Below are 16,387 nucleotides of genomic sequence, written 5' to 3'. Positions count from 1 at the left end.
GATCGGCTTCCCCGGCGCACCGTCCGGTGGTGTCAGGGGGCGGCTTCGCCGACGGTCTGCGCCTCCGCGGCGTCGAGCGAGGCCAGAAGGGCCTGTACGGGGATGCGTCCGCCGGCCACGAGTTGTGCGCCACCGCGTCGCAGGGCCCGTGCGAGAGGGGCGGCCCAGAGGTTCTCGTAGACCAGGACGGCGGCCGAACTGTCCGGTTCGAGAGCCGCCCCCGCCTCATCGAGGTCGTCCTGGCCGAGGAGTCCGGACGAGGAGCCCTCGAACACCGACGGGTCGAAATCGCCGCCGACGTCCAGCTCCCTCAGTTCCAGGGCGACGATGCTCCCCTCGGTGTCCTTCCGGAGGAACAGCAGGTCGAGCACGCGGATGATTCCTCTGTCGACCAGGTCGAGGAGCAGGGGGAAGCCCTCGCCCGTCATGCGGTTGCCCGGGAACTCGATGACCAGGAAGTCGACCGGGCCCATGTCCTCGAAATCGTCGTTCATGACCGCTCCGTGTCGCTGGAGGATGATCGTGCCCGGCCCGGTGCGCCCCCGCGGAGGCGACCGGGCGCGGCTTCGCGCTTCATTGCGGCAGCCGGGTCACGACCGCTTGGCGGCCGAACGCTTCGGCTTGGCGGGCGGCGTGGACTTCCGGCTCCGGGTGGCGGGCGCGGTCTGCTCGGCCGGAGCGCGCTCGGGCTGCTCGGGCTGCTCGGCCTTCCGTGCGGGAGCGCCGGGTGTGCCGTCCGTCCGCCATTTCAGTTCGATCTCCAGCTCGATCTCGCCGTCGCCGACCTCGAACTCCACCTCGCTGCGGAACTCGTCGGGCACGCGCATGCTCAGCACACCTGTGCCGAGCTCGAGTTCGGCCTCTCCGCCTTTCCGGAACGCCTCGGCGAGTCCCGCCAGTTGCTCCGCGGCCTCGCTGCGGGACAGGGAACCCTTCTGTTCGAACTTCAGGTGCTTCACAGCTGCCTCCAGCGGACTGACCGGGGATCACGGGACGCACGGCCTCAGCGGCTGCCGCTCAGGACGAGTTCCTTGGCCCGGCGGAATTCCTCGTCGGTGATGTCCCCGTGCGAGCGGAGTTCGGAGAGCTTGGAGAGTTCCTCGGCCCGGCCGGTGCCGCCGCTGCCCGCGGCCTCGCGGATGTACGCCTCGAAATCCGCCTGCTGCTTGCGGGCGTGTGTGATCTCCCGGCGGCCCATGGCCCTGCCGCGCGCGATGAGGTAGACGAACACCCCGAGGAAGGGCAGCAGGACGACGAACGCCAGCCAGCCCGCCTTGCCCCAGCCGCCCAGGGTGTCGTCGCGGATGATGTCGCCGATGATCCGGAAGAGCAGGATGAACCACAGGACCCACAGGAAGAACCACAGCATGGTCCAGAAAGCGCTCAGCAGCGGATAGTCGTAGGCGAGAGTGGTACTCATCTCCGTGCTCCGTTCCGGTCGGGTTCCGTGGTGCCGTCCCGGCCCGTCTCCAGCGTGCGCGGTCCCGTGCGGGGACGCCTCACCCGGCACGGGTGAGTGCGTTCACCGGCTCCGGGCACGGTCAGTCCAGGAGCCGCCGCAGTTCCACCACCCGGAGGCCGAGCGACTGGAAGCGGGCCAGCAGTCCGTAGAGGTGCGCCTCGTCCACGACGGGGCCGTAGAGCACCGTCTGGTGGGAGATCGTGACGTGCTCCAGTTCGGGGAAGGCGCCGACCAGCGTCTCCGACATGTGTCCATCGACGCGGATCTCGTACTGCATGCTGCGATGGTCCCTCCCGGGCACCCCGGCCGGCCTCACCCCGTACGGGTGACCCGCGCGTCCGGTCGGGTTGCGGGCATCAGGTCCTGCCCGGCCTCCCCGGTCTCCGCGGGCGCCGCTTCGGCGGGGCCGGCGGGGTCGGATCGCCCGCTCCGGGAGCCGGGCCCGCGGTGGGCAGGGCCCTGGTCACCAGGAAGCTCGCCAGGGTGATGCCCCCTGTCGCGAGGACGGCCGCCTTCAGGCCGTCGAGCTGGGCCGAGGCGTAGGACTCCGTGACGGCGTCCACCTCCTGCGGGGGAAGCCCGGCCCGTACGGCCGCCGAGCGGACCTGGTCGGTGGGGACGAACCCGACTCCGGATTCCAGGGCGATGCTCGTCTCCTGCCGGGCCTTCTCGGAAAGGCGCGGGTCCTGTTCGACCTGTGTGGTGAAGGCCTGGACCAGGGCGCCGACCAGGATCGACCCGATCAGGGCCGTGCCCAGCGCGGAGCCCAGGTTCTGGGCGGTGAACTGCAGGCCGCCGACCTCGCTGCGCTCCCGCTCCCCCGCGCTGGACTGGACGACGTTGCCGAGCTGCGAGGCGAGCATCCCCATGCCCAGCCCGAGGAGCGCCATGGCCCCGAAGAACTGGCCGTTGTCGATGACCGGGTCGATGGTGGCGAGCAGCCAGGTGATCGCCGCCACCAGCAGCACCAGGGCAACCCGCACGACCCGGCGCGGTCCCGCCCTGCGTCCGAGCCGGGCCCCGCCCAGGGAGGCCACGAGCATGGTGACGGAGACCGGCAGCAGCCGCAGCCCCGTCCGGAAGGCGTCGAGCCCCTGCACCACCTGCAGGTACAGCGGGATGGTGAAGAACAGCCCCAGGAGGATCAGGTTCTGGCTCAGCAGGGTCAGCAGCCCCGAGCGCAGCACGGGTCTGCCGAGCAGGGCCAGGTGGACCAGCGGGTCGTCGCCGCGCCCCTCCCGGCGCCGCTCCCAGGTCTGGAAGAGGCAGAGGAGTCCGGCTCCCGCCGCGACCACGAACAGGGTGGGGGCGAAGCCGAACACCGTGAAGGGCGGATCGCGCGGCTTCACCCATCCCCAGGTGGTGCTCTGCAGCACCCCGAGCACGCCGAGGCCCAGTCCGGCCGCCGACAGCACGGCGCCGACGACGTCCAGGCCGGGGGCCCGGCCCACTGCGGGCCGTTCCGTGACCGCCCGCCGGAGGATCAGTACGCCCAGCACCACCACGACCTCGCCGGCGAAGACCAGGCGCCAGGTGAGGTACGTCGTCATCCAGCCGCCCAGCAGCGGCCCCACCGCGATGCCGGCCCCGGCCAGGCCGCCGATGACGCCGTAGGCGACGGCGCGGTCCCGGCCGCGGTAGGACTCGGCAACCAGGGCCGCCATGGACGGCAGTACGAGGGCGGCGCCCAGCCCCTCGACGACCGACCAGCCCAGCGCCAGGACCCACAGGGTGGGCGAGACGGCGGTCAGGGCCGACCCCACGCCGTAGACGGCCATGCCGGTCAGGAAGACGCGACGGCGCCCCAGGATGTCCCCGAGCCGACCGCCGATGATCATGAACGCGGCCATGACCAGGGCGTACAGGGTGATGACGGCCTGGATCGCGGTCACCTCGGTGTCGAAGTCATCGACCAGTTGGCTGATGGAGACGTTCATGACGGCGGTGTCCAGCACCATCAGGAACTGGGCCGCCCCCAGGACGATCAGTGCCCGCCACCGTCTCACCCTGTCCACCTCACCGCGTCGGGTCGGGCGGCCCGGGGACCGGTCGGCCACCCGGCGGAGCGCACCGCCGCTGCGACGGCCTCGTTCCGCCGCTGCCATCGCATCCGAAACGCCCGTCGGCCGCCTCACCCGTCACGGGTGAGCGGGCCCGCCCCGTGGCCCCGTCGGCCCGATGCCCCGCCGTCCCAGCCGCCCGTCGGCCCAGCGGCTCCGCGCCGGAAGGCCACAGCAGGCCAAGGCCACGGAAGGTCACAGCAGGCCGAGGTCACGGGCCCGGCGCACCGCGTCGTTGCGCCGGTGCACCGACAGTTTGCGGTAGGCGCTCTTGAGGTGGGTCTTCACCGTGTTGACCGACACGTACAGATCGGCGGCGATGTCCTCGGTCGACATCGTCCGGGCGAGCCGCCGCAGCACGTCGCGTTCCCGTTCGCTCAACGGTTCCACCGGCGGCCCGGCTCCGGTGTCCGGACCGGCCGTGTCGCCGTCCCGTACGGGCGCGGGCGCGGGTCGGCCGTCGGTGCGGGTCCACGGGGACGCCGTCGCCAGGAAGGGGGCCAGCCAGGGACCGGCCTCCAGGAAGGGGCGCCGCAGTCCCTCGGGCTCGGCCTGCCGAAGCGCCCGGTCGAGCAGCCGGTGCACGGCGGGGAGGTCGCCCGCCAGCTTCGCGGCCTGCGCCCGCACCAGGGCGGCGCGTACGGTCACCGCCGGTCCGGTGCGTCCGGGGCCGGGAAGGCCGTCGAGCAGGCGGAGGGCGGTGGCGCGGTCACCGGCCGCGAGGTGGGCGCGGGCCGCGCCCACCAGGCATGCCGGCTGGTCCCCGGGCACCGCCCGAAGGGCCTCGACGGCGGCATCCGGGCGGCCTTCGGCCAGGCGGACGGCCGAGACGACCAGGGCGGCGTGGGCCCGGGCCCAGGGGGATTCCTCGTCGGCGGGAATGATTCGTTCCACGACGTCCAGCGCGGCACGGGGGCGCCCCTGCGCCAGGAGCAGGTGGGCTCTGGCGAGGTGGCGGCCCGCGGCCGTCACCGGGTCCGGGGCCGCCGCGTCGGGCATCCGGTCGAGCAGGGTCCGGGCCCGGTCCGTCTCGCCCCGCTCGACCGCGACCGCGGCGAGGACCGCCTGCCCGATTCCGGATGCGGCCGGTCCGGGTTCGACTGCTTCGGATTCGGCCGATTCGGGTTCGAGGGGTCCCGGTCCAGCCGATTCGGGTTCGACGGCTCCGGGTCCGGCCGATCCGGGTTCGACGGTTCCGGATTCTTCGACCGTTCCGGATTCGGCCGACCGGGGAAGACCGGAACGCCCGGCCTCGGCCGCCGCCGCCCGGATCCTGTGTTCGGCCCGGCCCGGCCATCCCTCGAGGTAGTCGATGAGCGCCAGGTACTCCGAGGACTCCCTCCGGGGCAGGGCCGTGGCGGCGGCTCCGGGGCCCCGGCACACCTCGTCGAGGGCGGCCCGCGCCTCGTCGAGACGCCCGGCCCACAGCCGGGAGGAGCCCAGCTGGGTCTGCAACAGGGCCCAGAGCTCGGGGTGCTGGTCGAGCAGGACGGCGGGCACCGACCGGAGCAGTGCCGAGGCGGCTCGGGCGGCCTCCTCGGCCTGGTGCGCGGAGCCGGTCAGCCGGCCCGCCGTGGCTTCGAGCAGGGCGCAGCCGAGCCGGGCCGCCGCCCCGTCGCGGGCGCCGGAGGCCAGTTGCTCCTCGGCGTGCCGGAGGTGCTCCAGGCCCCGGGCGAGGTCGTGGCGGGACAGCTCGCACGCGGCGCGGACCAGGTTCGTTGCCGGGCCCGCCCGCTCGGCCTCCGGCCCCGTGAACAGTTTCGTCAGCCCGGCCGGGCACGGGCCGGTGAACAGTCGGCCGATCGCCAGGTCGTGCACCAGGGCCTCGGCGACGAACGTCCCGTCCCCCGCGGCGGCGCCGTGGGCCAGCGCCTCCGGCAGCATCCCGGAGCGCCACAGCCATTGCGCCGCCCGCCGGTGGAGCTGCCGTTCCAGACCGGGAGAGCGCCGGCGCAGATGGGCCAGGAGGATCTCCCGGAACAGGGGGTGGAGCCGGTACCCCGTGGGCCCGAAGTCCTCGACGAACGCGTTGGCGCGGACCAGTGCGGCCAGGATCGGTGCCGCGTCGCGCCGCCCGGTCAGCGCGTCCGCGAGGCCGGGCCGGAACCAGTCCAGGACGCTGACCCGGAGCAGCAGGTCCTGGGTCCGGGGCGGCTGCCGTTCCAGCACTTCGGCGAGCAGGAAATCGGCGATCGTGCTGCGGCCCGCCTCGAACTCCTTCAGGTAGACCTCGGGGTCGTCGGGGCTCAGCAGCGCGGCCAGGGCGCACAGCCGGAGACCCGCCGCCCATCCCCGGGTGCGTTCCACCAGCGCGCCGACCGCGCGGGTGGGCAGGTCGAGCCCGTGCAGCCGGAGCAGCGTGGCCGCCTCCTGCGCGGTGAAGGCCAGTTCGGCGTCCCGGATCTCGGTCATCTCGCCGGCCACCCGGTAGCGGTGCAGCGGGAGGAGCGGTTCGGTACGGGTGATCAGGACCAGACGGAGTCCCGGGCCGCCGTGACGCAGGACGAAGGCGAGCTGCCGCGCGATCTCCGGGGTGTTCGCCCGGTCGAACTCGTCGATGACCACGGTCACGGGCCGGTCTCGGCCGTCGAGCTCCGCGGCGAGCCGGGAGAGCAGCGCGTGGTCGACCAGCGGGCCCGCCGGGGCGGGCGGGCCAGTCGTGGAGGGCACCGGCGCGCCGCCGAGGCACAGTGCCCGGCGGAAGTGTGCCCAGAACATGTCGGGCGTCCGGATCGCCGGGTCGAGGGTGAGCCAGGCAACCGGCGGGTCGAGTCGCCCGGCCCAGTCCGCCACCAGCAGGGTCTTGCCCGCGCCGGCGCAGCCCTCGACCACCGTCAGCGGGGTCCGCGACGCCTGTCCGAGGCGCGCGGCCAGCCGCTCGCGCCGCAGAAACGTGGTGGGTCTGGCCGGCGCGACGAACCTGGTCCGCAGGAACGGGTCCCCGACGGGGTCGACGTCGGTGCCGTCCGCTCCCTGCGGGAAGCCGTCGCGGAGTGCGTCCACGCTCACCACCCTCCGGGGCCTCAGGGGCAGGCCCCCACAGGAACCAGTCTCTTCCCATCCCGGGCATCCGGCCCGGGATGGAAGGCGGTCCCTGCCGGACGGCCGCCGGGCCCGCCCTCGTACCGCAGCCCCACACCGGCCCGGATCCGGACCCGGGCCCGTGCCCCGACCCATACCCCGTACCCGTACGAATTTCGATGGTCAGGCATGAATAGCTTCATCATCTTCCGTTCACCGGGGCCTGGCTGCCAGCATCGGCGCACCGCCACCCCCGTGAGGGAGAATCCGATGAATCGTCCCCGTTCCCTGCGTTGTCTGGCAGCCCTGGCCGTGGTGGCCCTCGCCGCCACCGCCTGTGGGCGCTCCGGCCAGGGCGACGCCCCGGCCGGAGCCGAGTCCCGTGCCGCCTCCGGCCGGACCGCCGCCGAGCTGCTGCCCGCCCAGGACCGGCAGAAGGGGGTGCTCCGGGTGGCCACCGCGGTCGGCTACCCACCGATGGAGATGTACGAGCCCGGCACCACCCGGCTCACCGGTGTCGACCCCGATCTGGCCGAGGCCATCGCCAAGCGGCTCGGGCTGAAGCTGGAACTCACCAACGCCGCCTTCGACGGGCTGATCCCCGGTCTGGCGTCCGGGCGGTTCGACCTGGTCATGTCGTCCATGACCGACAACGCGCAGCGGCGGCAGGCGGTCGACTTCGTCGACTACTTCCGCACCGGCGGCGTCATCATGACGAAGCGGGGCAACCCGCAGAACATCAAGTCCCTCGCCGACCTCTGCGGGAAGACCGTCGTCCTCGCCAAGGGCAGCTCCAACCTCCACATCGGCGAGGAGCAGAACGCCAAGTGCCAGGAGAAGATGCGGATCTCGCAGAGCGAGGACGCGCCGACCGGGCTGCTGCAACTGGACAGCGGTCGCGCGGTCGCGACCATCGTCGACTACCCCGTCGCCAAGACGTTCACCAAGAAGAGCAGCGCGTACGAGGTCCTGCCGGAGCAGTACAGCACCGCTCCCTGGGGCATCGCGTCCTCGAAGAACCGGAGCGGACTGCGTGACGCCGTCCGCAAGGCACTGCAGGAGCTCATCGACAACGGCGAGTACAAGAAGATCCTCGACACCTGGGGCGTCGGCGACAGCGCCGTGCCCGAGGCCACCGTCAACGACGGGCAGTGAGAACGGACATGAAACTTCAGAAGACACCCGGCGCCGCCCTCGGCACGGCGCCGGACGCCGCCTCCTCGGACGGTCCCCTGTCGGAGGAGGATCTCTCCCTCCAGGTGACCGGACGTCCGCGTCCCGGCCGCTGGCTCGCGGTCCTGGCCGCCGTGCTGTTCGTGGTGTGGCTGGCCTACACCGTCATCGTCAATCCCAATCTGCACTGGGACATCGTCGCCAAGTACCAGTTCGACGGGGTGATCCTCAAGGGTCTCTGGGTGACCATTCAGCTCACCCTCGTCTCGATGGCCGTCGGTATCGCCATCGGCGTCGTCGTCGCGGTGATGCAGCTGTCCGACAGCCCGGTCCTGCGTCTCACCGCCAGTGCCTACACCTGGTTCTTCCGGGGCACCCCGCTGCTGGTCCAGCTCATCTTCTGGTTCAACCTGGCCCTGCTGTTCCCCGTGATCAGCATCGGGATCCCGTTCGACGGCCCCAAACTCGTCAGCTGGCAGTCCAACCAGGTGATCACCGGGTTCGTGGCCGCGCTCCTCGGTCTCTCCATCAACGAGGGCGCCTACATGGCCGAGATCGTGCGGGCCGGCATTCAGAGCGTGGATCCCGGCCAGCGCGAGGCGGGAGCCTCCATCGGGATGTCGAACCGTCAGATCCTGTCCCGGATCATCCTCCCGCAGGCGATGCGGGTCATCATCCCGCCGTTCGGCAACCAGTTCATCTCCATGCTGAAGACTACCTCGCTGGTCTCGGTCATCGCCGGTGCCGATCTGATGACCGTCTCCCAGCACCTCTACCTCGCCAACTTCGAGGTGGTCGCCCTGCTCATGGTGGCCTCGATCTGGTACCTCGTGCTCACCACGGTCGCCAGCATCGGCCAGCACGCCGTCGAGCGGCGCTACAGCCCCGGTACCGCTCCCGTGCTGCGGAGCAGGATCCTGGCCAATCTCCGGCCCGGACGCGCCAAGAAGGGAGCGACGGCATGAACGACGTGATCCTCAGGGCCCGCGGGGTCCGCAAACGATTCGGTGACACCGAGGTGCTGAAGGGCATCGACCTCGACGTCCGCAGCGGTGAGGTGCTCTGTGTCATCGGCCCCTCCGGCTCCGGGAAGTCCACCCTGCTGCGCTGCTTCAACCACCTCGAGCGGATCGACGCGGGGCGGGTGTGGATGGACGGCGAACTGGTCGGCTACGAACAGCACGGCCCCTCCGGCCGGGTGCTGCGCGAGCGGAGTCCCCGGGACGTGCGGCGTCAGCGCGAACGGATCGGCATGGTGTTCCAGCGGTTCCACCTGTTCCCGCACCGCACGGCGGTGCAGAACGTGATGGAGGGGCCGGTCGCCGTCAAGGGACGGTCCCGGGCGCAGGCCGAGAAGCAGGCCCGCGGGTTGCTGGCCGACGTCGGTCTCGCGGACCGGGCGGACCACTACCCGGGGCAGTTGTCCGGCGGGCAGCAGCAACGTGTGGCGATCGCCCGCGCGCTGGCCATGGAACCCGCCCTGATGCTCTTCGACGAGCCCACCTCCGCCCTCGACCCCGAACTCGTCGGCGAGGTGCTCGGCGTCATGCGGGACCTGGCCCGCAGCGGCATGACGATGATCGTGGTCACCCACGAGATGGGCTTCGCCCGCGAGGTCGCCGACCGGGTCCTGTTCATGGACCGGGGCGCCGTCGTCGAGGCCGGCAGCCCCGACGTGTTGTTCACCGACCCGCGGCACGAGCGCACGCGGGCCTTCCTGTCGACGGTGCTGTGATGGGCCGCTCCCCCGAGCTGCTGCTGCGCGGCGGCACGCTCGTGGACGGAACCGGCGCACCCGGCCGGGAGGCGGACGTCGCGGTGGTGGACGGGCGGATCGCCGTGCTCCCCGCCGGCGCCGGCGTCACCGCCGCCGAGACCCTGGACGTGACCGGGCAGGTCGTCGCGCCCGGCTTCATCGACGTGCACACGCACTCCGACGCCCTCGCGGCGCCCCACGGGGCCGGCGGTGCCGCGGAGCCGCTCGACGAGCTCCGTCTCGCCCCGCTGCTCCAGGGGGTCACCACGGAGATCTGCGGCAACTGCGGGACCAGCCTGTTCCCGTCGCTCCCCGAGCGGCTGCCGGAACTCGCCGAGCACCTCCGGGTGACGTTCGGGCTCGGGCCGGTGCGGCCCGCCGTGGACTTCGACGCGTTCGCCGCCGGCCAGGACCCGGCCCTGCGCCACACCCACATCGCCTCGCTGGTCGGCCACGGCACGCTGCGCGCCGGAGTGATGGGCTTCGCGGCGCGGCCTCCCCGGCCCGACGAACTGGACGCCATGTGCGCCCTGCTGGACCGGGCGCTGGCCCAGGGGGCGGCCGGTCTGTCCACCGGCCTCATCTACCCTCCCGGCACTTACGCCGACACCGAGGAGATCGTCGCGCTGGCCGGGGTCGCCGCCCGGCACGGCAAGCCCTACGTCACCCATCTGCGCGACGAGATGTCGCAGGTGGAGTCCGCCCTGGAGGAGGCCCTGGAGATCGCGGTGCGCTCCGGCGCCCCCTTGCAGATCTCCCACCACAAGACCGCGGGCCGGCACGCCTGGGGCGCCACGCTGCGCACCCTGCCCCGGCTGGAACGGGCCCGCGCCGAGGGTGTGGACGTGCTGTGCGACGTCTATCCGTACACGGCGGGAAGCACCGTCCTGCACGCCATGCTGCCCCCCTGGGCGAGTGAGGGCGGCATCGGTGCCCTGCTGGAACGGCTGCGCGTGCCCGGGACGCGCGACCGGATCAGGACGGACATCGCCCGGGGCGTCGAGGGGTGGGAGAACACCGTGGGGAACGGCGGCTGGGACCTCATCTCGGTGGCCGCCGCGCCGACGTCTCCCGAGGCCGAGGGGCGCACCGTCGCCGACCTCGCGGCCGAACGCGGCGTCGATCCGGTCGACCAGGCGTGCGATCTCCTGCTGGCCGAGCGGGGCGAGGTGACCATCATCAGCCATTCGATGCGCGAGGACGACGTCCGCCGGGTGCTCGCCAGCCCGTTGTCGATGATCGGTTCGGACGGGGTCCCCAAACCCGGTCGGCCGCATCCGCGCTGGGCCGGGAGTTTCGCCCGGGTGCTCGGCCACTACGCCCGCGACGAGGGGCTGTTCCCGCTGGAGGCCGCGGTGCACAAGATGACCGGGCTGCCCGCCGGGCGGTTCGGCCTCACCGACCGCGGGGTGGTCCGCGACGGCGCCGTCGCGGACCTGGTCGTGCTCGACCCGGCGTCGGTGCGCGACACCGCCGGTTTCGACCACCCCCTGCTGGCCCCCGAAGGCATCGATACCGTCGTGGTGTCGGGGCGGATCGCGGCAAGGGACGGCCGCCCGACCTCGGCACGGGCGGGAGAAGTGGTGAGGGTCCGATGAGTCTGGCCCAAGTGGCCGCGGCGGCGCGGCGTTCGGCCGCGCTGCCGCTCACCCTGGCCGTCGCCGCCGTGGACATCGACGGCGGCGGCACGGTGGGGGTGGACGAGCACACCGTGCTGCCGGTGGCGTCCGCCTCGAAGCTGCTGCTGCTCGCCGAGGTCGCGCACCGGCTGGACGGCGGGGAACTGTCCGCCGACCGGGTGGTGGAGGTCCTCGACGAGGACGTGGCGGCGGGCACCGGTCTGCTGCGCCGGCTGAGCGGGCGCGGCTGGACCGTCGAGGACCTGGCCTGGCTGACGGCCTCGGTGAGCGACAACACCGCGACCAACGCACTGCTGCGCCTCGTGGGGCGGGAGTCCACGGCCCGGCGCGCGCGGGAGCTCGGGCTCGAGCACCTCGCGCTGCACGACAAGGTCCGTGACGTCCGGAGCCCGGACGTGCCGCCCGTCTTCGCCACCGGCACCGCACGGGACCTGGCCCGGCTGGTGGCGCACGCGGTGCGCGGCACCATGAGCGGCCCGGCGGCCTCCGCCCGGCTGCTGCGCTGGATGCGTGCCAACACCGACCACGGCCTGGTCCCCGCGCTGATCGACCACGACCCGTACGCGCCGGGCTTTCCCGAACGGCCGGGCCACGGGCTCCTGGTGGCCAACAAGACCGGCACCGACACCGGTGTCCGTGCCGATGCCGGTGTCATCGTCGGCAGGCGCCGACTGGCCTACGCGGTGGTGGCGCACTGGGACACGGCGCTGGGCCCGAGCACCGAGCGGGCCGCCGTGCATGCCATTCGGGACGTGGGGCGGACCCTCGCGGCCTGCGCCGGGCGCCCGACCGCCGACCGGGACACGGAGACGGGCCCGGGCGCGGGCACGGGCCCAGTCGCAGGCACGGACACGGACAGCGGCTCCGGCTCCGGCTCCGGCTCCGGCTCCGGCTCCGGCTCCGGCTCCGGCTCCGGCTCCGGGGCAGTGTGACCGGTCCGCCCGGTCACGCCCACTGCACCTCCAGCAGCGACCGGATCTCCTCGGCGGCCGACCGCAGGTCGTCGAGGAATATCCGCAGCAGCGGGTTGCGGTTGGTGGGCCGGGTGGCGACGCCGATGCGCCGGTGCAGCCGGGGGTGGTCCAGCCGGCAGACGTGCACACCGGTGGTGTCGCCGATCCCGAGCGCCGGGACGAGTGCGATGCCCATGCCCGCACGGGCCAGGTTGATCGTGACCTGGTAGTGGTCGCTGCGGCAGCGGACCCGGGGGCGGAAGCCCTCCGCCGCACACGCGCGTTCCAGGACCGGTTCGCCGGTGTGGCCGCCGTGCGTACCGATCCAGCTCTCCCCCTCCAGGGTGGCGAGCCGGACCTCGGCGTGCCGGCCGAGGCGGTGCCGCAGGGGAAGGACCACCAGCTGCGGCTCGTCGAAGAACATCTCCACGTCCACGGTCGCCTGCCGGCACCAGGGGTCGAGCGGGTGCTCGAAGACGACCGCGGCGTCGAGCCGTCCCGCCTCCAGGTCGGGCACCAGCTCGTGCGGCTGCCCGAGGATCAGTTCCAGCTCGACCTGGGGCCGGTTCGCCGCGAACGCCGAGAGGGCCCGGGGCAGCAGCTCCAGGCCCGAGGAGGCGAAGAAACCCAGCCGCAGGACCCCGGCCTCACCCTCGGCGTGCGCCCGCAGGTCGTCCTGGGCCACGGCCATCAGATCGGCGACTGCCTGCGCGTGCTCGGCCAGCCGGGCCCCGGCGTCGGTCAGCCGCAGGCTCTGCGGCTGACGCTCCACCAACGCCACCCCGAGCTCCTGCTCCAGGCGGGCGAGCTGGTGCGAGATCGCGGAGGGGCTCAGGTGCAACGCCCGTGCCGCGGCCACGATGGTGCCGGTACGGGCGATCTCGAGCAGGACGAGCAGGCGGGCACTGTTCAGCATCGGGTCAGGTTAGGACGTACCGACGCATTGTGCCGCTCCGGCATCAAATCGTTGTACCCGGGTCGGCTCCGGGATCCCGGCGGGCTCGTCCACGTCCAGCCGCAGCAGGTCCTCCTCGGTCTCCCGGCGCACCACGATGCGGGCACGGCCGTCGCGCACGAAGACGACGGCGGGGCGCGGCAGCTTGTTGTAGTTGGAGGCCATGGCGTACCCGTAGGCACCGGTGACCGGCGTGGCCAGGAGGTCGTCCACCGCGAGGTCGGCGGGCAGGGCGGCGTCGTCGACGATCACGTCCCCGCTCTCGCAGTGCTTGCCGACCAGCCGGGCCCGCATGGGCCGGGAGGCGCGCGGGCTGCGCGGCAGGAACACCTCGTAGCGACTGCCGTACAGGGCGGGGCGCAGGTTGTCGCTCATCCCGCCGTCCACACCGACGTACGTCCGTACGCCCTCGATCCGCTTGATCGTGCCCACCCGGTAGAGGGTCAGCCCGGCGCGGGCGGCGATGGAACGGCCCGGCTCCACGGTCACAGGGGAGTCCCAGCCCGCGTCGCGCACCGCGGTCCGCACCCGGGCCGCCCATTCGGCGAACGACGGGGCGGTCTGTCCCGCCTCGTACGCGACGCCGAGGCCGCCGCCGACCGTGAGCCGGTGCACACGGGTCTCGACGGCGAACCGGGCGACGGCCGCGGCGCCGGCCGCGAGCTCCGCCGGGTCCAGCACCTGCGAGCCCACGTGCGCGTGGACGCCCTCCAGGACCATCGCCGGGGAACCGGCGGCCCGGCGCACGGCGGCCGCCGCGGTCCCGCCGGCGAGGCCGAAGCCGAACTTCGAGTCGTTGCCCCCGGTCCGGATCGCCTCGTGCGCACCGGCGGCCACTCCGGGCGCCACCCGCAGCTGGATCCGGGCGGGCGGCAGGTGTTCCTCGGCGTGCAGCCGTTCGATGCGGTCCATCTCGTCGAAGCTGTCGACCACCAGGTGCCGCACCCGTGCGGACATGGCCGTGCGCAGCTCCGCCGCGTCCTTGTTGTTGCCGTGCAGGACGATCCGGTCGGCGGGCACTCCGGCGTGCAGTGCGACCCGCAGCTCGCCCCCGGAGGCGACGTCGAGCAACAGCCCCTCCTCGTGGGCCAGTCGGGCCATGGCCGTGCACAGGAACGCCTTGGAGGCGTAGGCGACGTTGTCCCGGCCGAAGGCGGCGACCGCCTCCCGGCAGCGTTGGCGCAGATGCTCCTCGTCGTACACGAAGAGGGGTGTTCCGAAACGGTGTGCCAGTTCGGTGAGCAGGACGCCGCCGACGGCCAGCCCTTCCGGACGGATTTCGGATGTGCCGGGCAGCAGGCCCGATTCGATGGCTGACGTCATGCGTTCCTCCCCAAAAACCGGATCGCAGCCATCCTGCGGCCTGCGCGGGGGGTCACAAAAGCGCATTCTTCTATGGCTGAGCCTCATGCTTTTCGATGCTCGTTCCGTACCGGCGGGCGCGGTCCTCGTCCGTTGTCACACCCCTGTGCCAGGCTTCTTCACGAACGCCCGGGAGGGCATCGCCTCCCGGTGACACCTTCGGCCGTGCGATCGCCCCACCGCGTGATCGCCCCACCGCACAAGGAGCGCCCATCATGTCCGACGCCGACCCGGTCCGTACCTCGCTGGAAGCCATGGCGGTGCTTCTCGCACCGGACCATCCGGACGTCGCCGAGCAGGTGTTGCACGCCCACGACGATCCCGGGGGCTATGTGCGGGCACACGCGGACCGGCTGGCGGAGCGCGACATCGAAGAGCCGGTGGCGGACCTCGCGTGGATAGCGCTCGTGGACGCGCTCGACGCCCACCTGCTGCTCGTGGAATTCGACTGGAAGGAGGACCCGGAGGAGATCCGGGCCCAGTTGGGGATGCTCGCCTCCCGGCCGTCGGCGGACCCCTGGGTGCTCTTCGACGCCGCCGAGAAGTCCCTGCCGACCCACGAGTTCCTGACCGCCTGCGGCCGGCACTACCGCGAGGTCGGTGCGGCGCTCGCCGTCCTCGACATCGAGTCGGACTGCTACCCGGTGGTGTGTCTGCGTGCGGCGCGGGCCGAGGAGCTGACGGCGCTCGCCGACCGCGCGGGGTTCACCGCCCGGATCCTGGGGGGCTGAGGACGCCGCCCGGGTCCGTGGCGGGCGAGGGACCGGCGTCCCGGGTCGTCACGGGCGGTCGGTTCCCGTTCCGGGCAAGGCCCGACGCCGGCAGGACCCCCTGCGGGACGAGGGCGGTGGAACCCGGCGCGGTGCAGGCGTACGCCCCTGCCACGGCGCCCAGGCGGGCGCATTCCAGTGGACTCCGGCCGGCGAGCCTCCCGTACAGGAAGCCGCAGACGTACGCGTCCCCCGCACCGTTGGAGTCCACCACCGGTGCGGGCGGGACGGCCGCCGGGATGTGGTGCGGGGTGGAGCCGCCGTCCCGGGTGAGCACGTGGGAGCCGTCCGCGCCCGCCGTGGCGATCACGGTGTCGGCGCGGCCCTCGCGGAGGATTTCCCGCATCAGGTCGAAGGTGTTCTCGCCCGCGCCCGCCGCGCTGAGGAAGACGAGGTCGGAGCGGAACGCGAACTCCCGGTGGTGGTCGGCCAGTCCGTCCCAATCGTGCAGGTCCGTGGAGACGGGGACGCCGAGTTCCTCGATGTCGTCATAGAGGAATCGGGTGAAATTCATGATGGACAGGTGGACGTGACGGGTGCGCCGCAGCCTCGGCAGGTAGAAGTCCCGGGGCATCCTCAGGTCGGCCGGGTCGCGGGCGTCGTAGAACGACATCCGGCGTCCGGTGGCGTCCACCAGGTTCACGGCGCGGCGGGTGCCCGCCGCGGAGATCAGCGGGTCGAACTCCACGCCGCCCGCGGCCATTCGCTCGCGCACCTGGGCACCCGTCCAGTCGTCGCCGATGCAGTCGAGGAGCGCGACCTCCAGGCCGAGCGCCCGGGTACCGAGGGCCACGTTCCCTCCGGTGTGGCCCGGCCATTCCTCGATCGGCCCGACGTGGACCGAGTCGGCGAGCGGGACGGGCAGGGCGTCGACCCGCACGATGGTGTCCACCCCGCTGCCTCCGACGACCAGGACGTCGTACCGAGTCTGCTGTCGGGTCATTTCCGAGCCTTTCCGTTCCCGCGGCGGCCCAGTATGCCGTGGGCCGGAGCAGCCTTCCACGGCCGCCTGCCTCGTGCCGGACCGACGGGCCCGCGCAGCGGGCACGGAGACGCGCCGAGGGGCCTCTTTCGGCGTAACTCCCTTCCTTCCCCGCACTTTTGACCGCCACTTTGTTTTCACCCACGGGGGAAACGGGACGACGACACTCGATGTGCGCCGCCCCGGGCCCGGGAATTCCACCGGATGCGGCTCGTTCCTCCGTCCCGGGCACTTCCGGAACCGCCGGGGGAAT

At 72.8% G+C, this 16,387-nt stretch carries 15 protein-coding genes; 6 read left to right on the top strand and 9 right to left on the bottom strand.

The annotated features are described in order from the left end of the window. Positions 1 to 32: 32 nt before the first annotated feature. From OCT49_RS31665 to OCT49_RS31640, 6 genes are all read right to left on the bottom strand, one after another. Entirely contained in the window at positions 33 to 494 is a 462-nt protein-coding gene (locus OCT49_RS31665; protein WP_283855215.1) for a DUF6325 family protein, read from the bottom strand. A 96-nt stretch (positions 495 to 590) separates the two neighbouring features. Further along, complete coding sequence (locus OCT49_RS31660) at positions 591 to 959, bottom strand: amphi-Trp domain-containing protein (RefSeq protein ID WP_283855214.1); 369 nt, start codon at positions 957 to 959, stop codon at positions 591 to 593. A gap of 44 nt (positions 960 to 1,003) precedes the next feature. Then, on the bottom strand, positions 1,004 to 1,420 hold the full coding sequence (locus OCT49_RS31655; RefSeq protein WP_283855213.1) for an SHOCT domain-containing protein: 417 nt from the start codon (positions 1,418 to 1,420) through the stop codon (positions 1,004 to 1,006). A 121-nt stretch (positions 1,421 to 1,541) separates the two neighbouring features. Further along, positions 1,542 to 1,739: a DUF8691 family protein gene (locus OCT49_RS31650; protein WP_283855212.1), complete on the bottom strand. Its 198-nt coding sequence runs from the start codon at positions 1,737 to 1,739 to the stop codon at positions 1,542 to 1,544. A gap of 79 nt (positions 1,740 to 1,818) precedes the next feature. Then, positions 1,819 to 3,468, bottom strand: a complete 1,650-nt coding sequence (locus OCT49_RS31645) for an MFS transporter (protein WP_283855211.1) — start codon at positions 3,466 to 3,468, stop codon at positions 1,819 to 1,821. 249 nt (positions 3,469 to 3,717) lie between these two features. Continuing rightward, positions 3,718 to 6,531: a winged helix-turn-helix domain-containing protein gene (locus OCT49_RS31640; protein ID WP_502963435.1), complete on the bottom strand. Its 2,814-nt coding sequence runs from the start codon at positions 6,529 to 6,531 to the stop codon at positions 3,718 to 3,720. Between the two features lie 282 nt (positions 6,532 to 6,813). Between OCT49_RS31640 and OCT49_RS31635 the strand changes: the two genes are divergently transcribed. The 5 genes from OCT49_RS31635 to OCT49_RS31615 are packed head-to-tail and all read left to right on the top strand — an operon-like array spanning position 6,814 to position 12,044. Then, a complete protein-coding gene (locus tag OCT49_RS31635; protein WP_283855209.1) occupies positions 6,814 to 7,698 on the top strand; it encodes an ABC transporter substrate-binding protein in 885 nt (294 codons plus the stop codon). A gap of 8 nt (positions 7,699 to 7,706) precedes the next feature. After that, entirely contained in the window at positions 7,707 to 8,681 is a 975-nt protein-coding gene (locus OCT49_RS31630) for an amino acid ABC transporter permease (protein ID WP_283855208.1), read from the top strand. Next, positions 8,678 to 9,451 carry an amino acid ABC transporter ATP-binding protein gene (locus OCT49_RS31625; protein WP_283855207.1) on the top strand — a complete coding sequence of 258 codons (774 nt, stop codon included), beginning with the start codon at positions 8,678 to 8,680 and terminating at the stop codon, positions 9,449 to 9,451. Before OCT49_RS31630 ends, OCT49_RS31625 begins: the two co-directional genes overlap by 4 nt. Beyond that, entirely contained in the window at positions 9,451 to 11,070 is a 1,620-nt protein-coding gene (locus tag OCT49_RS31620) for an N-acyl-D-amino-acid deacylase family protein (protein ID WP_283855206.1), read from the top strand. The genes OCT49_RS31625 and OCT49_RS31620 overlap by 1 nt, the downstream gene beginning before the upstream one ends. Beyond that, a complete protein-coding gene (locus OCT49_RS31615) occupies positions 11,067 to 12,044 on the top strand; it encodes a serine hydrolase (RefSeq protein WP_283855205.1) in 978 nt (325 codons plus the stop codon). Before OCT49_RS31620 ends, OCT49_RS31615 begins: the two co-directional genes overlap by 4 nt. Positions 12,045 to 12,057: 13 nt before the next feature. Here OCT49_RS31615 and OCT49_RS31610 read toward each other — a convergent pair whose 3' ends face one another. Both OCT49_RS31610 and lysA read right to left on the bottom strand, forming a co-directional pair. Next, on the bottom strand, positions 12,058 to 12,981 hold the full coding sequence (locus OCT49_RS31610) for a LysR family transcriptional regulator (RefSeq protein WP_283855204.1): 924 nt from the start codon (positions 12,979 to 12,981) through the stop codon (positions 12,058 to 12,060). A 9-nt stretch (positions 12,982 to 12,990) separates the two neighbouring features. Beyond that, complete coding sequence (gene lysA / locus OCT49_RS31605; RefSeq protein ID WP_283855203.1) at positions 12,991 to 14,343, bottom strand: diaminopimelate decarboxylase; 1,353 nt, start codon at positions 14,341 to 14,343, stop codon at positions 12,991 to 12,993. A gap of 254 nt (positions 14,344 to 14,597) precedes the next feature. Here lysA and OCT49_RS31600 point away from each other — a divergent pair, with 254 nt between their 5' ends. After that, on the top strand, positions 14,598 to 15,113 hold the full coding sequence (locus tag OCT49_RS31600) for a DUF6630 family protein (RefSeq protein WP_283855202.1): 516 nt from the start codon (positions 14,598 to 14,600) through the stop codon (positions 15,111 to 15,113). Here OCT49_RS31600 and OCT49_RS31595 read toward each other — a convergent pair. Next, complete coding sequence (locus OCT49_RS31595; RefSeq protein ID WP_283855201.1) at positions 15,088 to 16,095, bottom strand: carbohydrate kinase family protein; 1,008 nt, start codon at positions 16,093 to 16,095, stop codon at positions 15,088 to 15,090. The two genes, OCT49_RS31600 and OCT49_RS31595, sit on opposite strands and share 26 nt — an antisense overlap. Between the last annotated feature and the right edge of the window lie 292 nt (positions 16,096 to 16,387).

Source organism: Streptomyces sp. ML-6, from assembly GCF_030116705.1.
In the GTDB taxonomy this organism is placed as follows: Bacteria; Actinomycetota; Actinomycetes; order Streptomycetales; family Streptomycetaceae; genus Streptomyces.
Note: the sequence above shows the minus strand (reverse complement) of the source record. Positions and strands in the feature narration are given on the sequence as shown.